General features: G+C 69.3%; 15 protein-coding genes and 1 tRNA gene. 7 read left to right on the top strand and 9 right to left on the bottom strand.

From position 1 onward, the window contains the following. Positions 1 to 948: 948 nt before the first annotated feature. On the bottom strand, positions 949 to 1,257 hold the full coding sequence (locus tag A6A08_RS08485; RefSeq protein ID WP_073701988.1) for a hypothetical protein: 309 nt from the start codon (positions 1,255 to 1,257) through the stop codon (positions 949 to 951). A 1,186-nt stretch (positions 1,258 to 2,443) separates the two neighbouring features. On the opposite strand from A6A08_RS08485, the gene A6A08_RS08480 reads away from it, so the two are divergent. The 5 genes from A6A08_RS08480 (at position 2,444) to A6A08_RS08465 (ending at position 6,165) form a co-directional block, all read left to right on the top strand. Further along, positions 2,444 to 3,277 carry a helix-turn-helix transcriptional regulator gene (locus tag A6A08_RS08480; protein ID WP_073701987.1) on the top strand — a complete coding sequence of 278 codons (834 nt, stop codon included), beginning with the start codon at positions 2,444 to 2,446 and terminating at the stop codon, positions 3,275 to 3,277. A 184-nt stretch (positions 3,278 to 3,461) separates the two neighbouring features. Continuing rightward, positions 3,462 to 3,584: a DLW-39 family protein gene (locus A6A08_RS28655; RefSeq protein ID WP_216349818.1), complete on the top strand. Its 123-nt coding sequence runs from the start codon at positions 3,462 to 3,464 to the stop codon at positions 3,582 to 3,584. A 252-nt stretch (positions 3,585 to 3,836) separates the two neighbouring features. After that, positions 3,837 to 3,909, top strand: a tRNA-Ala gene (locus A6A08_RS08475). Positions 3,910 to 4,979: 1,070 nt separating this feature from the next. Continuing rightward, the gene (locus tag A6A08_RS08470; protein ID WP_073701986.1) at positions 4,980 to 5,300 is read left to right on the top strand and encodes a WhiB family transcriptional regulator; all 321 of its coding nucleotides are present in this window, start codon (positions 4,980 to 4,982) and stop codon (positions 5,298 to 5,300) included. A gap of 214 nt (positions 5,301 to 5,514) precedes the next feature. Further along, positions 5,515 to 6,165 carry a DUF1707 and DUF4870 domain-containing protein gene (locus A6A08_RS08465; RefSeq protein ID WP_242422186.1) on the top strand — a complete coding sequence of 217 codons (651 nt, stop codon included), beginning with the start codon at positions 5,515 to 5,517 and terminating at the stop codon, positions 6,163 to 6,165. 291 nt (positions 6,166 to 6,456) lie between these two features. On the opposite strand, the gene A6A08_RS08460 is transcribed toward A6A08_RS08465, so the two are convergent. Continuing rightward, positions 6,457 to 7,068 carry a hypothetical protein gene (locus A6A08_RS08460; RefSeq protein ID WP_073701984.1) on the bottom strand — a complete coding sequence of 204 codons (612 nt, stop codon included), beginning with the start codon at positions 7,066 to 7,068 and terminating at the stop codon, positions 6,457 to 6,459. A 506-nt stretch (positions 7,069 to 7,574) separates the two neighbouring features. Here A6A08_RS08460 and A6A08_RS08455 point away from each other — a divergent pair. Both A6A08_RS08455 and A6A08_RS08450 read left to right on the top strand, forming a co-directional pair. Continuing rightward, positions 7,575 to 8,099 (top strand): peptidylprolyl isomerase, encoded by a 525-nt coding sequence (locus A6A08_RS08455; RefSeq protein ID WP_073701983.1) that lies wholly within the window; start codon positions 7,575 to 7,577, stop codon positions 8,097 to 8,099. A 40-nt stretch (positions 8,100 to 8,139) separates the two neighbouring features. Then, positions 8,140 to 9,060, top strand: a complete 921-nt coding sequence (locus tag A6A08_RS08450; protein WP_242422185.1) for a rhomboid family intramembrane serine protease — start codon at positions 8,140 to 8,142, stop codon at positions 9,058 to 9,060. Positions 9,061 to 9,337: 277 nt separating this feature from the next. Here the strand turns inward: A6A08_RS08450 and A6A08_RS08445 are convergent, their stop codons facing one another. From A6A08_RS08445 to A6A08_RS08415, 7 genes are all read right to left on the bottom strand, one after another. After that, positions 9,338 to 9,592, bottom strand: a complete 255-nt coding sequence (locus A6A08_RS08445) for a cell division protein CrgA (protein WP_073701982.1) — start codon at positions 9,590 to 9,592, stop codon at positions 9,338 to 9,340. Between the two features lie 241 nt (positions 9,593 to 9,833). Further along, positions 9,834 to 11,654 (bottom strand): Stk1 family PASTA domain-containing Ser/Thr kinase, encoded by a 1,821-nt coding sequence (gene pknB / locus A6A08_RS08440; protein WP_073701981.1) that lies wholly within the window; start codon positions 11,652 to 11,654, stop codon positions 9,834 to 9,836. Positions 11,655 to 11,732: 78 nt separating this feature from the next. Further along, entirely contained in the window at positions 11,733 to 13,280 is a 1,548-nt protein-coding gene (locus A6A08_RS08435; protein ID WP_073701980.1) for a serine/threonine-protein kinase, read from the bottom strand. Continuing rightward, positions 13,280 to 14,755 carry a penicillin-binding protein 2 gene (locus tag A6A08_RS08430; RefSeq protein ID WP_073701979.1) on the bottom strand — a complete coding sequence of 492 codons (1,476 nt, stop codon included), beginning with the start codon at positions 14,753 to 14,755 and terminating at the stop codon, positions 13,280 to 13,282. Before A6A08_RS08430 ends, A6A08_RS08435 begins: the two co-directional genes overlap by 1 nt. Beyond that, positions 14,752 to 16,161: an FtsW/RodA/SpoVE family cell cycle protein gene (locus A6A08_RS08425; protein ID WP_073701978.1), complete on the bottom strand. Its 1,410-nt coding sequence runs from the start codon at positions 16,159 to 16,161 to the stop codon at positions 14,752 to 14,754. Before A6A08_RS08425 ends, A6A08_RS08430 begins: the two co-directional genes overlap by 4 nt. A gap of 6 nt (positions 16,162 to 16,167) precedes the next feature. After that, positions 16,168 to 17,514, bottom strand: coding sequence for a Stp1/IreP family PP2C-type Ser/Thr phosphatase (locus A6A08_RS08420; protein ID WP_073701977.1), 1,347 nt, complete (start codon positions 17,512 to 17,514; stop codon positions 16,168 to 16,170). Continuing rightward, on the bottom strand, positions 17,511 to 18,062 hold the full coding sequence (locus tag A6A08_RS08415; RefSeq protein ID WP_073701999.1) for an FHA domain-containing protein: 552 nt from the start codon (positions 18,060 to 18,062) through the stop codon (positions 17,511 to 17,513). Before A6A08_RS08415 ends, A6A08_RS08420 begins: the two co-directional genes overlap by 4 nt. Between the last annotated feature and the right edge of the window lie 59 nt (positions 18,063 to 18,121).

Here is an 18,121-nt window from a genome sequence, read left to right as displayed (position 1 = left end):
TGGTACTGCCCTGTGGTGGGGTGGGAGAGTAGGTTGCTGCCACGGTTTTTCGTGAAGGGGGGGTCGCTTGTGGGCGGCCCCCTCTTTTTTTGTGTCTGCGCTTGTGCGTGTGTGAAAGCAGGGGTTCGTCCTGAGGGGTGGTGGCTCCACGGGTGGTGGCCGGCTCCTGGGTCGGGGGCAGGGTTCTCCGTGGGCTTTGACCGTGCGCTCGCTGGTTCCGCGTGCGCCGCTGAGGGCACGCGCCGGTAGAGCCCGGGGCTGACGAACAACTCCAACGGCAAGCCACCCCAACGGGTTCAGGTGGAGCCTTTCAGAGCAGGACCACCCCAGCGGAGTCCAGGAAGAGCATTCAAAGCGAGCAGCTGCACGCCGCCGCGAGCATGGTCACCACAGGTGCACAGGCACAGCACGAGGACACAGGTCGCGGAAGACCCTCCTCCGCGCATGCCGACCATCGTGGTCACGCTCGTTCACGATGTCGCCGCAGTCACGGCATCACCGTGCGCCTGGGGGTGAAGGGAGCTCGGGCCCGGGGCGGGGGACCCGTGCCGATCGGTGCGGTGTCCGTCTAGTCCTCGTCGACCTCGGGGATGTCGATGAGCTGCCGCAGCAGCGCAACGAAGTCCTCTTCGCTCATCGCCGACCAGTCCACGTGCTCGTTCATGTTCAGCGGTTTTCCCCAACCGGGGGCCGGTAAGCCTGTGTGGACCGTATTGGTTTGAGAAGTCTCGGTTAACGAGGCGTTAGCGCAGGTGGTCGGCCCGGTCGGCTTGGTCGGACGGAAGAGGAAGGTTCCAGAGAGCTGTTGGGACCGTCCGGGCTCTCCGAGCCATCCCGCCTGTCCAGATACCCGGACTGCTCAGACGCCTCGGCCGCCCAGGACGCACCAGACCCGCCGCCCAGGCCGCCCAAGGACCGCCAGCTCGCCCAGGCCCTTCTGAGGGCGCCTCAGACGCGCTGCTGGAGGGCGCTACGGCATTCCGGGCAGCGGCAGCGCTTGTTGTACCCCGTGACGGTGCCGTGCGGCAGGGACGGGTCCCGCTGCTCGGTGAGGGTGGAGTCGAGCTGGTCGCCGAAGGCCGTGAGGATACGTGCGGTCGAGAAGACCTGCGTGGAGCTGATGCCGAGCTCGCCGGCCGCGTCGTCGATGTGCTTCCCCATCCGGAGTTTCGCGATGAGACGGGATCGGGTGCTCGGCGGCATCTCCGCTTCCGCGTTCGCGATCAGCTGCTCTGCGTCGTTAATGGGGTAGCTCAATGGGTTTCCTCTATGTGTACGGTTACGCTCGCCGGGGCGGGCACCTCAAGCATCGTACGCTGTTTCCTCACACTGGCATCAGGATGAGACATACGAGTCAGGAGACAACGGACACCTTCCCACTCCCTCCCGCCCTCCTCCCTCAGCTTCCTTCGGCCTCTCACTCAGTGGTTTGGCCTCCGTGCCCTCTGTGCTCTCCGCGGCCTGGACCGGCTTCCTTCACGGCAGCCCTCTCAGCCCTCCAGCCCCCTCAGCCTTCTCGGCCTCAGCCCTCTCCGAGCCGGCTCGCTCCCCTGCCCGGCCTTCCCGCCCCTTCCCGGGGCCTCCTTCCTCGCCTTCCCCCTTCGTGTCCCTCTCCTCCTTTCCTGCTCGCATTCTGACCGCATTCCGATCGCGGGACGGCAGGACGACAAAGGATGTGGGCAAGGACCGGATGGAACCCGAACGGACCACCCGGCGCCTCGGTCGGCCCACCCTCGCATCCCTGCACCCACCCCGATCATCCACCTCGCACCCCCGCATCCGCCCCGGCGCTCCCCGCACTCACCCAGGCGCCTCCCCACATCCACCTCGCACCCCCGCACCCGCCCTGGCGCTCCCCGCACTCACCCAGGCGCCTCCCCACATCCACCTGGGGCCCCGCACCCGCCCGGCATCCACTCAGCACTCACCAGTCTCCTCATGAGCACCCGTCCAGGCCCGGGAGAGGAGCTGAGGAACTGTGAATGCTGGGATGAGAAGCGCCTCCCAAGCAGACTCTCCTGATGCTGATGTGGCGCATGTGGAAACGGTTTACGTGTGGTGCTTCTGAGGTCGCGACCCCTCTGCACCTGGGTGCTTTCGTGCCAAACGGTGGGTTTGCCTTCCGGCCCTCCGAGTTTCCGGACGCCGTAATGCATCGAATCGGCAGCTGTTTCCTAGAAACGCATTGCTAGATGTTAGATGCCGTGTTTCGCTGGTGGTACATCCCCGCCAACTCTGTGTCATGGAACCAGGGCCGAGGTCGAGACCGGGGCCGAGGTCGAGACCGGGGCCGGGGTCAGGACACAGGGCCAGGACCAGCGCCGGAACCAGACCCAGCACCGCACCAGCATCAGCACCAACCCCCTCAGCATCAGCACCAAGCCCAGTACCAACCCTGAGCCACCCCAGTGCCAGAACCAGAACCAGGACCGGGATCAGCGTTATGACCAGCCCCACGGTTCGCCGCCGACGACTGTCCGCCGAGCTTCGCCGCCACCGGGTGCAGGCGGGCATGACCCTCAGCGATGTCGCCGAGGAACTGGAGTGGTCCCCGGCCAAGTTGGGCCACATCGAGACCGGCATCCGCAAGTGGCCCTCCGTCATGGAGATCTCGGCCCTGCTGCGCCTGTACGGGGTGACCGGCGGGCAGCGCGAGGCCATCCTGACCCTCGTCCGCGAATCCCGGCTGCGCCCGTGGTGGACCGAGTACGAGGACGTACTCCCGTCCGCGTACGTCGGCAACGAGGCGGGAGCCCTCTCCGTGCAGTCCTACGCGGGCATCCTCATCCCCGACCTCCTCCAGACCCCCGACTACACCGCCGCCGTGGCGCGGGCCATGGGCCACGGGGAGCGCTCCGTCGAGCGGATGGTCGCGGCCTACCTCAAGCGCCAGGAGCTCCTCGACCAGGGCGGCCTGACCCGGTACCACGCCATCGTCGAGGAGGACGCCCTCCAACGGGTGTCCGGTGACCTCGAACTACTGCGTGCGCAGACCACCCGCATCGTGGAGCTGGCCACCGAGTCGGACCGGGTGACCGTGCAACTGCTGCCCACCTCGGCCGGCCCGCACCCCGGGGTGGCCGGGCCCTTCTCCGTGCTGGAGTTCGACGAGGACGAGGCCGCCCTGGCCTACGTCGAGGCCACCCAGGGCGGTTCGATCGTGGAGGCCGAGGAGTCGGTCGACGCCTGCAAGCGGGTGTGGTCCGAACTCACCCGGATCGCGGCGTCTCCGCAGGCCACGCTGTCAGTCCTCCGACGGATGGCACTGCTGACCTGAGGCCTCGGAAGCACCGCTTCACGGATCACTCCGAGAAGTTGGTGGAAAACGGTCCACTGTGGCAGGGAACGCTACCGACAGCTTGCTAGTCTGCGTGGTGACAACCTCATAAAGTTCTCTGCGGAGCCCCCGTCCCGTGCGGGAGCCCGTGTACACACATCGAATCACCGAAAGGGTCCGGACAGTGAAGAAGATCATCGTTCTGGTGCTGGTGGCCCTCGGGGCTTTCGCCGTCTACCGCAAGATCCAGGCGGACCGCGCCGAGCTTGACCTGTGGACCGAGGCCACGGCGGCCAGCGAGGGCTGACCGAGCGCCTTATCGGCGGCCGCGAGGTATCCACCGGGCGACCGAGGGCCGGTGCCGCGTGTGCCGTCCCGGCCAGCTCCTGAGTGACACGAAGACGTGGGTGGGCCGACAATCCCGGGGTGCGACCCACGGCTTTGTGCTGCTTCTGGTCCCGGAGTCGCGGCCCCGACCGGACGGCCCTGCTCGGTGAGCGGGACCGCCTCGAATGAAGGTATGCTCTGCATGGTGGCCAGGGCTCACGCCCGGCTCCGAGGGGCCATAGCTCAGCTGGCAGAGCGCCGGTTTTGCATACCGGAGGTCAGGGGTTCGACTCCCCTTGGCTCCACTCGTCCCAAGGCGACCCCGCCCGCAGGTTCCACTTGCTCGCGGGGTCGCCTTCTTCGTGTCCACCCAAGGCCGGCACGTCGCCCCCGCGGTCGTCGCCCGCCGGCGTAGCAGCCTTCCGCACCTCGGCGTCGGCGCCCACCGCCCGCCTCGCCCTTCCCTCCCTCCCCTCCTCCTTCCTGCCATCTCTCCTCCCTCGAACGCCGGCTCTTCCGGAGTGAAGGGCAGTGAAGGCCCTTCCGCCGGCCCCCTCCCGTGAATCCCCTTCCGAGGCCTTCCCGGGTAAAGGCCGGATCCGGCCAGGATTGCCCTGAAACGCACCGTGCAAATCGCTCGCGAAGAAGGCCGGACTCTGGAACTCCTGTCCGGATCCATGGAGCCCTTGTCCATCTCAAATAGGGATATCCCGGTCAGAGTCTGACGTTTCTCCATAGTCGCCTCATCGCTACCCCATGGCCACCCAGGGGCACCTCCATGATTGCTTCTGGGGCTGCCTGCATAGCTTCCTCCATGGTTACTAATCAGTAGTTCCGGTTCGTCCCCACGGATGGGAAATGGGTGGCGCATGGAGCCATGCGTCGGGTGCGTCCCCGGGGCCCGTATAGCCCGTTCGGGTGAGGTGGATGACCCAGAGTCCCCTTCGCCCGGACACTCCCTGCTGGGGAGCCCGTCGTGGAGCAGGCGCGAACCCCCAGGTCATCCGGCTTGTCGGGGAAAGACCGGGGAGCAGCCTTTCCTTCCGGTCCCGGGAGTCCGCTTCTACCACATGCGGTCACTCTGCGTGTGTGTATGATGACACTTCCTCTAAGTGCAATGGTCCTACTGGGCCATATGAGAAATAGGCCTCTTGGGGTCTGTTGGTGAACTAGGACGAACCGTAGTTTCGACACCAGTGACAACGAGGAAGACAGCGCGCCGAAACGATCAACCCCCGAAGACGGGACGTGCGGCCCCCCGCACGGCCACGTGACACCGTCCTCGGATCGGCCCGCGTCTCCTCGCCCGTCGACGGTCGCGCCAGTCGACGGATTTTCCGATCACCACACATGCTGATCTTGGGAGTGGGGCAACATGTGGAATGAGAAGATGGCGACCCGTGCCAAATGCCGGGAGATCGACCCTGACGCTCTGTTCGTGCAGGGAGCGGCTCAGAACCGCGCCAAGCTGATCTGCCGGGGCTGCCCGGTCCGTACACAGTGCCTGGCCGAGGCACTCGACAGCCGTATCGAGTTCGGGGTCTGGGGAGGCATGACCGAACGCGAGCGCCGCGCCCTGCTGCGCCGACGCAAGGACGTCACCAACTGGTACGAGCTGCTCACCAGTGCCGAGCGCCGCTACGAGCGCGAGCGCGAACGCGCCGGACAGGAGGTCGCGGTCGCCGTGCGGAGCTAGCCGGCCGCCGGGGACGGGAGGGGAGCCCCGGCGCCGCCCCGCGGAGGACGTGGACGGACGTAGACGAAAGTCGGGGGCGTCCTCCGCCGCAGGGGGGAGGGGCGGCTCAGGGGAGGATCAGGGACGGCCCCGATACCCATATCCGTCCCTACGGCGCATCATGGTGGGAGTACGGCCGATCAGTGCCGTACTCCCGTCGCCGTTGGGAGTGGGAGTGGCTGTGCAGGACCCTCAGTACCCGGCGAGGCGCCCCTGGGAACCGCAGGCCAGGCCGCAGATCCGCCTCACCGACGCCGAACGCGACGACGTCATCGGAGTTCTCCGGGAGGCGTTCGGCCGCGGCCAGCTCGACGAGGAGGAGTTCGGCGAGCGCACCGAGAAGGCCATGCGGGCCAAGTTCGGGGCCGACCTCGTCCCCCTCACGGAAGACCTGGGGGTCACGCCCTCAGGAGCTCCCCGGGCGGCGCCCGCGGGCCCGTTCGGAGCATTCAGGAGCCAGGGCGGCAAGGAGGGAACCGACCCCCGCGAGCCCCTGCCGAGCACACCGGCCGAACGGGTCGTGGCCGCAGTCGGGCACGGCGGGAACTACTTCTTCCCCGTCGTCGCGCCCCTGGTCCTCTTCCTCCTCAGTGACAGGATCTCGCCCTACGTGCGCCGCCAGGCCATGGAGTCGCTGAACTTCCAGATCTTCTGCATCGTCACCGGGCTCGTGAGCGTGCTCCTGTTCTGGCTCGTCGCACCCCTCCTGGTGACGCTCGCCGTGGCCCTGGGCTGGACGGTACTTCCGGCCGTCGCCACCATCGCCAGCCTCATGGGCAGGAACTGGCGCTATCCGATGTTCTTCCGCGTCCTCAAGGACGACTGAACGGGGCGCGCCGGAGCAGACGGTCCCCAGAGCGCGGTCCCTCGGGGCGGAGTCCGGACACGGCGGTCCCGGACACGACGAGGCCGGGGCGGAAGGGACCGCCCCGGCGGGGGGAGGGACCGGCCCGCAGGAGGGACTCCTGCCCCATCCGACACGGCGGCCCGTATCCCGTCGTTATCTCGTCTTCGTTCCGACACCCGGCATCTGGTATCCGTCATCCGCCGTCCGGCATCCGGTGTCCGCCGTCCGGTAACCGGCATCCGTCATTCGTCGTCCGCCATCACGGCGTCCTTAGCGGCCGGGCTGACCGTTCTCCTTGGCCCGGTTGCCGCCCGTGGCCGTGCGAACGGTCTCCTTGCCCTTGCTCTTGGCCGTCTTGACGGTCTCCTCGACGCCCTCCCCGGCCTTCTCGGCCGTCTTGGACGCCCGCTCCTCCAGGTTCTCCCTGGTCTCGCGGACCTGGTCGCGCGCCTGGTCCAGGTGCTCCTGCCACTCGGCGTCCTGGGACGCCTGGCGCAGGCGGACGAGCGAGTACACGACCAGACCGCCGACCACGGCGGCGCCCCCGATCAGGACCCCGCGGGAGACACCGAGCTTGTTCCGGCGCCGCCCCAGTCGCAGTCCGCGACGGCCCTGGACCGGGCTGACGCGGTGCGCGGCGGCGCTGAGCGCCCCGGCCACGCGCGGCGCCACGGTGTCCTCCACACGCAGTGCGGCGCTCTCCAGCCGTGGCGCGGTCCATCCGCGGGCCTGGAGGAGCTTCAGGGCGGCCTGGTCGCGCGCCTGGTCGGCGTACGGGCCGATCCTGTCGGCCTGTTCCCTGGCCAGGTCCTGCAGGCGGGCGAGGGCGAGGGTAATCTCCGCCTCCTTGCGTGCCTTGCGTCGCTTGGAAGTGATAGGCACGTCGTCAGCTCCTTCGATCATTCACCGGTTCTGCGGTCCCCACCCGGGTGGCCGACGATCGGTGCCACACGGGCGGATTCCCCGTCGTCCTTACCCGTTACCCGGGTGTTATCTCAACATACGTCCTCTCCGGGTGTGATCTACGTTTCGACACTGCCCGGCGGGTTTTCTCCTCGCGTTTGCCCCCAAGGCTTCCCCTTGTGCGAGTCCGAAACCCCGCCGCGCCGAACGGGCCCCGAGCCGCACCGAGTGAACCCCGTACCGAACCGCGCAGGTCCAGGCCGGATCTAACGAACCCTGCACCGAGTCGAACGGGCCCCGTACCGAACCGCGCGACTCCCCGCCGAACCCAGCAGACCTCCACAGGCCTCCGCCAAATCGAGCAGACCCCCACAGATCCCACCGCACCGGACGAACCCCGCTGCCGCGGCGACCGGCGCAGGCCGAGCCCGGGACGCGGACGGGTAACGTGAGCACGTAAACGAAGTCGACCGAAAGGCACGTAGGTGTCGGACTCCACGGGTCAGCCCACCGCGCGGCTGAACACCTCAAAGGGAACCATCGTCGTCAAGCTGTTCGAGGAGGAGGCGCCGGAGACGGTCGCCAACTTCATCGGCCTGGCCGAGGGGACGAAGCAGTGGATGGACCCCACCACGGGTAAGCCGTCCAACAGCAGCCTGTACGAGGGCACGATCTTCCACCGCGTCATCGACGGCTTCATGGTCCAGGGCGGCGACCCGCTCGGTACCGGCCGCGGCGGCCCCGGCTACACCTTCAAGGACGAGATCCACCCGAGCCTGCGCTTCGACCGCCCGTTCCTGCTGGCCATGGCCAACGCGGGCCCGGGCACCAACGGTTCGCAGTTCTTCATCACCGTGGACAAGCCGTACTGGCTCGACGGCCGCCACACCATCTTCGGCGAGGTCGTCGAGGGCACCGAGGTGGTCACCGCGATCTCGCAGGTCGCCACCGACTCCCAGGACCGCCCGCGCGAGGACGTGGTGGTCAACAGCATCGAGATCAGCCGCTAGCGGCGACGGTGCTCATATCCCGAGGAGGAAGAACCCGCTCATGAGCGCACCCCCGCCGCCGTCCGGAGCCTCACCGGAACCGGAACCCCGGGCCTCGCGCACCTGCTACCGGCACTCCGACCGGGAGACCGGAGTCAGCTGCAGCAGGTGCGAGCGGCCCATCTGCCCGGACTGCATGGTCGAGGCGTCCGTGGGCTTCCAGTGCCCCGGCTGCGTCTCGGAGGGGAACCGTGGGATGCGCCGGGCACGGACGGCGTTCGGGGGCAGGGCCGTGGCCAAGCCCTACGTGACGTGGGCGCTCCTGGGCATGATGGTGGCGGGGTTCATAGCCCAGCTGGGCACCTCCCAGCCGGTCGGCCAGGCGGGTGCCTCACCGCTGGTCTGGGACTTCGCCATGCTCGGCCTCGGCCAGACGGAGGACGGAACCCTCCTCGGGGTGATCGCCGGCGAGTGGCACCGGCTGATCACGGCCGCGTTCCTGCACGGCGGCATCTTCCACCTGCTGTTCAACGGGTACGCCCTGTACATCCTGGGAACGCAGCTGGAGCGCTGGCTGGGACACGGCCGCTTCCTCGCCCTGTGGGTGCTCGGCGCGCTCGCGGGGTCGGTGCTCAGCCTCCTGGTGGAGCCCTACCAGTTCTCGGTCGGCGCCTCCGGCGCGATCTTCGCCCTCTTCGGGGCGGTGTTCGTCATCGGCAGGCGGCTGGGCCTGGACCTGCGCATGATCGGTGTCCTGCTGGCGGTCAACCTCGTTCTGACCTTCGTGGTCCCGAACATCTCCTGGACCGCGCACATCGGCGGACTGGTCGCCGGGCTCCTCCTCGGTGCCGTGTTCGCCTACCTGCCCGGCAGGTCCTCGGGGAACACGGCCCGCACGGTCACACACGTCCTGCTGGCGCTGGCGTTCGCGGCGCTGCTCGCGGCCCTGGTCGCCACGGCGCCGCTGATCGTCCTCGGCTGACGACGGGGACACCGGCCGGACGGGCCCTGGGGGAGTCTCCTCCGGGGCCCTTACCGTCTCCCGTCGCCCTTCGCCCGCTCTCCCGTGTCCCGCGTGTACGGCGAGCGGCGCCACCGCCTGCGGGCATGACGAGGAGAGCTACCCACAGCCTGTGGATAACCCTGTGGAAAACGTGTGTCGGTGCTGTTCAACTCAGCTCAGCGCGGGTGCGTGTGTCCACGTGGGGGGAGCACCCGCGCCGATCCTCGAAAGGGCGCGCCCGCCGACCGCCGCGAGGTCAGTGCCAGCGCGTGGACAGGATGACGGCCACGATGATCCCGCTGAATCCGATCAGCAGGTTCCAGTTGTGCCAGTCCTGCATGTAGGGGACCTGGGCACCCGCGATGTAGTAGACCGCGATCCAGAGAATGCCCAAGGCGAAGAAGCCCAGCATCGTCGGGACCAGCCAGCGCGGACTGACCTTGGGCTTCTCCTTCGAAGGAGGAGGCGTGTAGACGGCCTTCTTCTTGCGATCGCTGCGGGACTTGGGCACGGTCGCTGCTCCAGTACGTGGGGCGGGTTCGTCAACGAAAGCACAGTCTACGCCCCAGAAGAGGCCCCCGTCACCGTTGGGTCGCCCCGCACCACGGGGAGGTACGGCCGGCGGGTCGCCCCGCACCACGGAAGGGGTACACCCCGGTACGCGGACGGGCCGTGCCGCACCCGCGTGCGACACGACCCGCCATCTCGTCCGGCCGTCCCCGACCGCCTCGGCCCTCGTCCGGCCGCCTCGGCTAGGGGAACTCGAAGCCGTCGTCGTCGTCCCCGTCCCCGTTGCCCGGGGGCGACTGCCCGCCGTTGCCGGGCGGGGGCTCCTCCCCGTTGCCCGGGGGCGACTGCTCGCCGTTGCCGGGCGGGGGCTCCTCCGTCTCCGGCTCGGCCGCGAGCACGACGTTCACCGTGCTCCCCGGCGCCACCGACTGCCCGTTCTGGGGGTCCTGCCTGATGACCGTGCCCACCGGGCCCTCCGTGCTCGGCTCCTCCGTGAAGGAGGCGCTCAGCCCGCGCTGCTCCAGGGCCGACTGGGCGCCCGACTGGGTCATGCCGAGCAGGTCGGGGACCGCCACCTCGTCGGGGCCGGAGGAGACCAGCAGCCTGATCTCGGTGTCCGGGGCGACCGCCTCGCCGGCGGAAGGGTCGGTGCCGATCGCGTTGCCCTCGGGCACGCTGTCGTGGGCCTGCGGCTCGGTGGAGATGTTCTCGAAGCCCGCGCCCTCCAGCGTGCTCGTCGCCTCGGACTCGCTCTGGCCCTCCACCGACGGGATTTGGACGGCGTCCGGCCCGCTGGAGACGTACAGGACGATCTCCTCGGTCAGCGGCACGTCCTCGTCCGCGGCCGGGTCGGTCTCGATGACCCGGCCCTCCTCGACCTCCGCGTCCGCCCGCTGTTCGACCCTGGTGTCGTCGAAGCCCGCATCGCCGAGCTCGGTCTGCGCCTCCTCGGCCGTGGACCCGGCCACGTCCGGCACCTTGGCGGTCTCCGGACCGGGGTTCATGTTGATCAGGAAGAACACCAGCGCCAGGGAGGCGATCACGCCGACGCCGAGCAGGACCCACAGCGCGGTCTTGCCGGCTCCGCCCTTGCCGCGGTCGTCGTACCGGTCGTCGTAGCCGTCGTCGTAGTCGTCGTAGTCGTCGTACCGGTCGCCGGGCGCGGGAGGCATCGCCGTCGTGGCCCCGGCCGCCGCCATGGCCATGGTGCCCGCCTGGGTGGGCATCCCGGCCAGACCGCGCTGGATGTCCGCGCGCATCTCGGCCGCGTTCTGGTACCGCTCCTCGCGGTTCTTGGTCATCGCCCGCAGGGTGATGTCCTCCAGCCACTCGGGGACCTGCGGGTCCACCTCGCTCGGCGGGATCGGGTCCTCGCGCACGTGCTGGTAGGCGATCGAGACGGGGGAGTCGCCGGTGAACGGCGGGCGGCCGGTGAGCAGTTCGTAGAGTACGCAGCCGGTGGAGTAGATGTCGCTGCGCGGATCCACCCGCTCGCCGCGCGCCTGCTCCGGGGACAGGTACTGGGCGGTGCCGATGACCTGGGAGGTCTGGGTCATCGTCGCCTGGTCGTCCCCCATCGACCGGGCGATGCCGAAGTCCATCACCTTGACCTCGGCGCTGCGGGTCAGCATCACGTTGGCGGGCTTGATGTCGCGGTGGACGATCCCGTTGTCGTGGCTGTACTCCAGAGCCTTGAGGATCCCGTCGACCAGTTCCGCCGAGCGCTCCGGCAGCAGGCGGCGGTCGTCGTCCAGAAGCTCCTTGAGGGTCCGCCCGTCCACGTACTCCATGACGATGTACGGGATGGACACCCCGTCGATCATGTCCTCGCCGGTGTCGTACACCGCGATGATGGCGGGATGGTTCAGGGAGGCCGCCGACTGGGCCTCCCGCCGGAACCGCGCCTGGAACACGTGGTCGCGGGCCATGTCGTGTTTGAGGGTCTTGATGGCGACGAGCCGGTCGAGGCGCAGGTCGCGTGCGCGGTAGACCTCGGCCATGCCGCCGCGCCCGACGATGGTGTCGAGCTCGTAGCGTCCGCCAAGGAGCCGGGGCTGGGACATGTCGTGTACTGATCCTCGTGTCTTCCGGAGGCCGCCCGCGGGCCGCCGCCTACCCTGAACGTCTCTCGCTCATGGTGTCTATGATGTGGTTCCGCTTTCGCCGCTTCCTCCGCCGTTGCCCGGAGGAGTGTCTCCGCCGCCCCCGCTGCCCCCGTCGTCCCCGCCGTTTCCTCCGCCGGTGGGCGGTGGAGGATCACCGGGGTTCTCGTTGCCGGGATCCTCCGGCGGAGGGCTCTCCCTGCCCGGATCGCCGTCCTGGTCCCCGCCTCCGTCCTCGTCCCCGTCCTCGTCCCCGTTCTCGGGGGAGGGACTGGCCTCGTCCTCTCCCTCCCCGGGGGCGGGGCTCTCGACGGGTTCCCGGGGGTCCGTGGACCAGCCGGTCTCCTCGTCGGGGACCACGGGAGCCTCCTCCGAGGTGGTGTCGTCCTCGGGGTTGTCCGTGTCGTCCGAGGACGGGGAGGAGGTCGCGGGCGGAGGGTCGACGGCCTCGCGTACGTTGCTGGCCGGGCTCCTGTCGCCGAACACGAACCCCGCCAGTACCGCGGCCGCGATCAGGACGGTCGCGGTGATCACCGCCATGACCACGGAAGCGCTGATGCGGCGCTCCCGCCCTCCGGACAGGGTAGCGGAGTCCCCTCCCAGGTCAGGGGGGACGGTCGCCTGTCCGCCGCTCCGGCGCGGCACGGCGCCCGAGACGGGCTCGGGGACCGCGCCCACCACCGCGGTCTGGGCCATGCCCTCGAACCCCGCGGCGGGCGTCGGCGGTCCGGTGCCGGAGTTGGAGCGGATCACCGCGGCCAGGTGCGCCACCTCGCTGGCCGACGAGGGACGCTCCTCCGGATCCTTCAGCAGCAGTGAGGACACCAGGTGCTCGACGTCCGCCGGGATGTCGTCGGGCAGTTCCGGCGGATCCTCGCGGGTGTGCGCCAGCGCCAGTGCCACAGGGGTGTCGCCGGTGAACGGCGGCGTCCCGGCCAGGCACTCGTAGGCCACGACCCCGAGCGCGTAGAGGTCGGAGGAGGAGGTCGCGGGCCTGCCGGAGGCCTGCTCCGGCGAGATGTACTGGGCGGTGCCCATGACCATGCCGGTCTGGGTGAGGGTGACCGACATGTCGCCCCTGGCGATGCCGAAGTCGGTGAGTTTGAGCTGGCCGTCGGCGGTGACCAGCAGGTTCCCCGGCTTGATGTCGCGGTGCACCACGCCGCGCGCGTGCGCGGCGGCCAGGGCCTGGGCAGCCTGGCAGACGAAGTCCAGGGTCTGGTCCGGGGTGAGGTGTCCGTTCTCCCGCAGCACCTGGGAGAGCGGTTCGCCGACCACGAGCTCCATGATCAGGAACGCGCGGCCCTCCTCCTCGCCGTAGTCGTAGACCTGGGCGATCCCGGGATGGGAGAGGCCGGCGGTGATCCGGCCCTCCGTACGGAACCGCTCCCTGGCCGTGGGCTCGGCCATCTGCGAGGGATGCAGCAGCTTCACCGCGACGGGGCGGCTGAGAAGGGTGTCGGTGGCCTTCCAGACCGTGCCCATGCCGCCGGAGCCGATCTGCTCCTCCAGGCGGTAACGGTCACTCAGAACGGTCCCGGTGAGCCCACCGGGACCGTTCTGGGGAGATGGCTCGTAGGCGTCCACTACAGAACCGCTGCCTCCATCATCTGACGGGCGATCGGGGCCGCCAGCTGGTTACCGCTGCCGCCTCCGAACTCGACCACGACCGCGACCGCGATCTGCGGGTCGTCGGCCGGGGCGAAGCCGATGAACCAGTTGTGGGTGTCGTTGCCCTCCCCGGTCTCCGCGGTACCGGTCTTGCCGGCGACCTCCACGCCGGGGATGGCGGCGTTGGTGCCCGAGCCACCCTCCTGGGTGACGCCGAGCATCATCTCGGTGAGCTCCTCGGCCGTGCTGGCGCTGACCGCCTGGGAGTAGCTCTGCGGACTGGTCTGGGTGACCACCGACAGGTCCGAGTCGCGCACGGTGTCCACCACGTAGGGTCGCATGACCTCACCCGAGTTGGCCACACCCGAGGCGACCATCGCCATCTGCAGCGGGGTCGCCTCCACGTTGGACTGGCCGATGCCCGCGCGTCCGAGGATGTTGGGGTCGGTCTCCACGGGGGCGTAGCTCGGGGTCACCGACATCGGGACGGTGAGCTCCTCCGCCGACTCCGCCGCCTCGGCGCTGGGGTGGAACCCGTACGCGGCGGCCTGGTCCGCCAGGTTCTGGCCTCCGACCTCGATCGCCCAGTTGGCCATCGAGGTGTTGCAGGAGATCTTGATCGAGTGCGCCAGGGTGTCCGGCTGGCCGCCGTTGCAGGTGCCGCCCGGGGTGGCGTTGGGCAGGTTCCTGCCCAGGTCCAGGTTGTCGGGCGCGTCCATGGTGCTGTCCGGACCCGCGTCCAGGTACTCCATGGCCGCCGAGGCGGTCACCACCTTGAACGTCGAGCCCGGCGGGTAGCGCTCGTTGAGGGCCCGGTTCAGCAGTGGCTTGCGCGGGTCGTTCTCCAGCTCCGTGTAGTTCTCCACGGCCTGTTCGGTGTCGGTGATGCTGGAGACGTCGTTGGCGTCGTAGGACGGGAAGGAGACCGCGCCCAGGATCGCCCCCGTCCCGGGGTCGAGCGCGACGGCCGCGCCGTTCTTGCCGCCCAGGGCCTGGAAACCCTCGTAGCCCGCCTTTTGCACCTCGGGGTCCAGGGTCAGCTGGACCTGGGCGCCCTCGGGCTCGCGGCCGGTGATGATGTCGCGGAAGTTGCGCACCGCCAGGCGCTCGTCGGAGCCGTCGAGCAGCGAGTTCTCGGTGGCCTCGATGCCCGAGGCGCCGTAGGTGCGGAAGGAGCCGACGACCGGCGTGTACAGGCCGCCGCCGACGTACTCGCGCTGGTACCGCGGGGGCTTGCCCTCCTCGGCGATGTTGTTCGACTCGGCCACGTTCTCCCCCGCCACCTGGATGGGGCCGCGGGCCTCGCTCAGGCGCTCGCTGAACTTGCGCGTGTTGAGCGGATCGTCACGGATGGCCTGGGCCTGGAAGCCCTGGATCCAGGTGACGTTGAGCATCAGGACCAGGAGCAGGAGCAGCGAGAAGATGCTGAGTCTGCGGATCGGTGTGTTCATCGTTGGATCACCTGGGTCGCGCCCTCGTCCTGGATGGCCTGTGGTGCGGGGCGGCGGGCGTTGTCGCTGATGCGGAGCAGGATGCCCATCATGATCCAGCTCGCCATCAGGGCGGAGCCGCCGGCCGCCATGAACGGTGTGGTGGAACCGGTCAGTGGGATGACCCGGGTCAGCCCGCCCAGGACGATGAAGACCTGGTAGGCGAGAAGGAAGGCGACGCCGCTGGCCAGCAGCTTGTTGAACGCCCCGGTGGCCGCCAGGGCGATGCGCATGCCGCGCTCCACCAGCAGGCCGAGGACCAGCAGGATGGCGAGCAGTCCGGTCACGCCCAGCTCCTCGCCGATCGTGGCGAGGATGAGGTCGCTGTCGGCGGCGAAGGTGCTGTACAGCTCCCCCGCGCCGAGGCCGGTGCCGAAGAGGCCGCCGTAGGCCATGCCCACCAGCCCCTGCACCAGCTGCGCGCTGCCGCCGACCGCGTCGTAGACCTCCCGGTCGAAGGCGTTGAGCCAGATGTTGACGCGGGCCCGGACGTGCCAGAAGAGCAGATAGGCCACGGACGCTCCGCCGGCGAACAGGACCAGGCCGATGGTCACCCACGAGGAGCGCTGGGTGGCCACGTACAGCATCGCCAGGAAGGTGCCGAAGAGCAGCAGCGAGGTGCCCAGGTCGCGCAGGAGCACCAGCATGCCGATGGCCAGTACCCAGCCGACCAGGATCGGCGCCAGGTCGCGGGCCCGGGGCAGCTCGATGAGCGTGAAGCGGCCCAGCTTGATCGGCTTGCCGACGATCTGCAGTACCTGGCGTTTGCTCATCAGGTAGGACGCCAGGAAGACCACCAGCGCGATCTTGGCGAACTCCGACGGCTGCATGGTGAACGGGCCGATGCCGATCCACAGGCGGGCGCCGTAGACCTCCTTGCCCAGGCCGGGGATGGCCGGGAGCGCGAGCAGGATGATCGCGACCAGGCCGCTGATGTAGGTGTAGCGCTGCAGGACGCGCGGGTCCTTGAGGAAGATGATGATGAGGAAGCAGCAGATCAGGCCGACCGCCGTCCAGACCAGCTGCATGCCGACGCCGGCGCGCTCGATGTCCTCGGCCTCGCCCGCCTGGATCCGCCAGATCATCGCCACGCCGATCCCGTTGAGGAACAGCGTGCACGGCAGGATCAGCGGGTCGGCGTAGGGAGCCAGGAACCGCATCGCCACGTGGGCGGCGGCCGACAAGGCGCCGAAGGTCAGGCCCACCGTCCATATCGCGGCGGGGACCCGGCCGTTGAGGTTGATGCCCGCCAGCGCGATGCCCGCCATGGTGATGCCGATGGCGAAGGCGATGAGGACCAGTTCGGCGTTGCGCCGCTTGACGGGCGGCAACGCGGTCGGTGCCTCGGGAGCGGAGGTGCTACTCAAGCCGACTCACCCGGACCCTTCCTCGGTCGCCGTGTCCTGGCCGAGCATGTCGACGCGCTCGCGCGCGTCGTCCAGGTTCTCCGCGGGCAGGGTGTTCTCCACGGCGCCGCGGTCGGCCTCCGGGAGCGAGTCCAGGGAGATCCGGGTGTCCTCGATCTCCTCCGACAGGCTGAAGCCCGCGATGTCGGTGTTGATGCCCTGGTAGATGCTGACGGTGTCCCCGGAGGGGGAGGGGCCCACGTAGTACTGGCTGTCCACGTACTGGCGGCCGAAATAGTAGGTGGCGCCCGCGACGACGGCGACCACGACCACGAACACCAGCACCATCGGCCACCAGCGCCTGGTGCGGTACCCGCCCTCCGGTTCCGGACGGCCCCGCCGGGCTGCCGGCGGGGCCTCGTAGTCGTCGTAGTCGTCGTCGTAGGGCTCGTGGTGTCCGGGGGCCGCGGCGTAGGGGGCCTCGGCCGGGACCTCGTCCCGCACGGGGTCCATCTCGGCGGTGTCACCGCCGCCGCGCAGCTCCTGGGCCCGTCTGGCCGGGCTGTCGTTGCCCTGGTCGTCGTGCTCGCGGCGCTGGTCGGCGGCGCCGACGATCTGGGCGGAGCTGGTGGGGCCCTCGCGGTCGGTCTCGGTTTCGATGACGTCGGCGACGACCGCGGTGATGTTGTCCGGGCCGCCCCCGCGGATGGCCAGCTCGATGAGCTTCTTGGCCGCGCCTCGCGGATCGGCCTCGGTGGCGAGGGTCTCGTGGATGGTCTTCTTGCTCACCACGCCGGAGAGCCCGTCGGAGCAGAGCAGGTAGCGGTCGCCGGGCTTGGCCTCGCTGATGGAGATGTCGGGGTCGACCGGGCTCTTGCCGTCCAGGGCGCGCAGGATGAGGGACCGCTGCGGATGGGTGGCGACCTCCTCCTCGGTGATCTTGCCCTCGTCCACCAGGGTCTGCACCAGGGTGTGGTCGTGGGTGATCTGCTCGAAGCGGGATCCGCGCATCAGGTAGGCGCGGGAGTCGCCGATGTGGATGAGCGCCACCCGGGAACCGGCCCAGAGCATGGCCGTCAGGGTGGTGCCCATGTTCTCGAGCTGGGGCTCCTCCATGATCCTGCGCGAGAGGGAGGCGTTGGCCTGCTCGACGGCCTGCTGGAGCACCTCGGCCATCTCGTCGGACCTCGGGGACTCGAAGTCGAGGCGGCGGATCGAGGAGATCGCGATGGAGCTGGCCACCTCGCCGCCCGCGTAACCGCCCATGCCGTCGGCGACCGCGAGGAGGTGCTGGCCGGCGTAGCCGGAGTCTTCGTTGCCTTCGCGGAGGCATCCTACGTCGGAGTACGCCGCGTATCGGAGAGCGATTGTCATTTGCGCAGTTCCAGGACGGTTTTGCCGATACGGATGGGCTGACCCACCGTGATGGGCTGAGGGCGGTTCAGCTTCTGCTGGCCGAGGTAGGTGCCGTTCGTCGAGTTGAGGTCCTCCACGAACCAGCGGCCGTTGTCGGAGTAGACGCGCGCGTGGCGTCCGGACGCGTAGTCGTCGGTGATGACGAGCGTGGAGTCCGGAGCACGTCCGATGAGGATGGGCTGGGAACCCAGGTCGACGGTGGTCCCCTTGAGCGAGCCCTGGGTCACGACCAGGGCGGTGGGCTCGTTGCGGCGTGAGCGCGGCGGCCGGGGCGGGTGCGACGAGGCGGGTGCCTCCCGGCGCGGGGCGGAGCGGGGGGCGGGACGGGGTTTCCTCCGCGGCTTCTTCTTGGAGGAGCCGAAGAGATCCGTACGGATCACACCGATCGCAGTGAGGACGAACAGCCAAAGCACCGCGAGATACGCGATCTTGATCAATATGAGGGTCAAGTTGGACATCGAACTGCTCTTCAGCCCCTGTCGTGCTTCGGCCGGGGTGGCGGTCATCTGCGCCGCCACCGTTCTTCCCCACCTTCGTGTCGGTGAGTGTCGAGGTCGCCGGTCGC

Origin of the sequence: Nocardiopsis sp. TSRI0078, assembly GCF_001905145.1 — a bacterium.
Taxonomy (GTDB): domain Bacteria; phylum Actinomycetota; class Actinomycetes; order Streptosporangiales; family Streptosporangiaceae; genus Nocardiopsis.
The sequence above is the reverse complement of the archived record's forward strand: the minus strand, read 5'-3'. Positions and strand labels throughout refer to the sequence as shown.

Coding starts and splice junctions, on each gene's coding strand:
- A6A08_RS08480 (WP_073701987.1), top strand. CDS start 2,444: ATGACCAGCCCCACGGTTCGCCGCCGACGACTGTCCGCCGAGCTTCGC.
- A6A08_RS08470 (WP_073701986.1), top strand. CDS start 4,980: ATGTGGAATGAGAAGATGGCGACCCGTGCCAAATGCCGGGAGATCGAC.
- A6A08_RS08450 (WP_242422185.1), top strand. CDS start 8,140: ATGAGCGCACCCCCGCCGCCGTCCGGAGCCTCACCGGAACCGGAACCC.
- pknB (WP_073701981.1), bottom strand. CDS start 11,654: ATGTCCCAGCCCCGGCTCCTTGGCGGACGCTACGAGCTCGACACCATC.
- A6A08_RS08430 (WP_073701979.1), bottom strand. CDS start 14,755: ATGAACACACCGATCCGCAGACTCAGCATCTTCTCGCTGCTCCTGCTC.
- A6A08_RS08420 (WP_073701977.1), bottom strand. CDS start 17,514: ATGACAATCGCTCTCCGATACGCGGCGTACTCCGACGTAGGATGCCTC.
- A6A08_RS08415 (WP_073701999.1), bottom strand. CDS start 18,062: ATGACCGCCACCCCGGCCGAAGCACGACAGGGGCTGAAGAGCAGTTCG.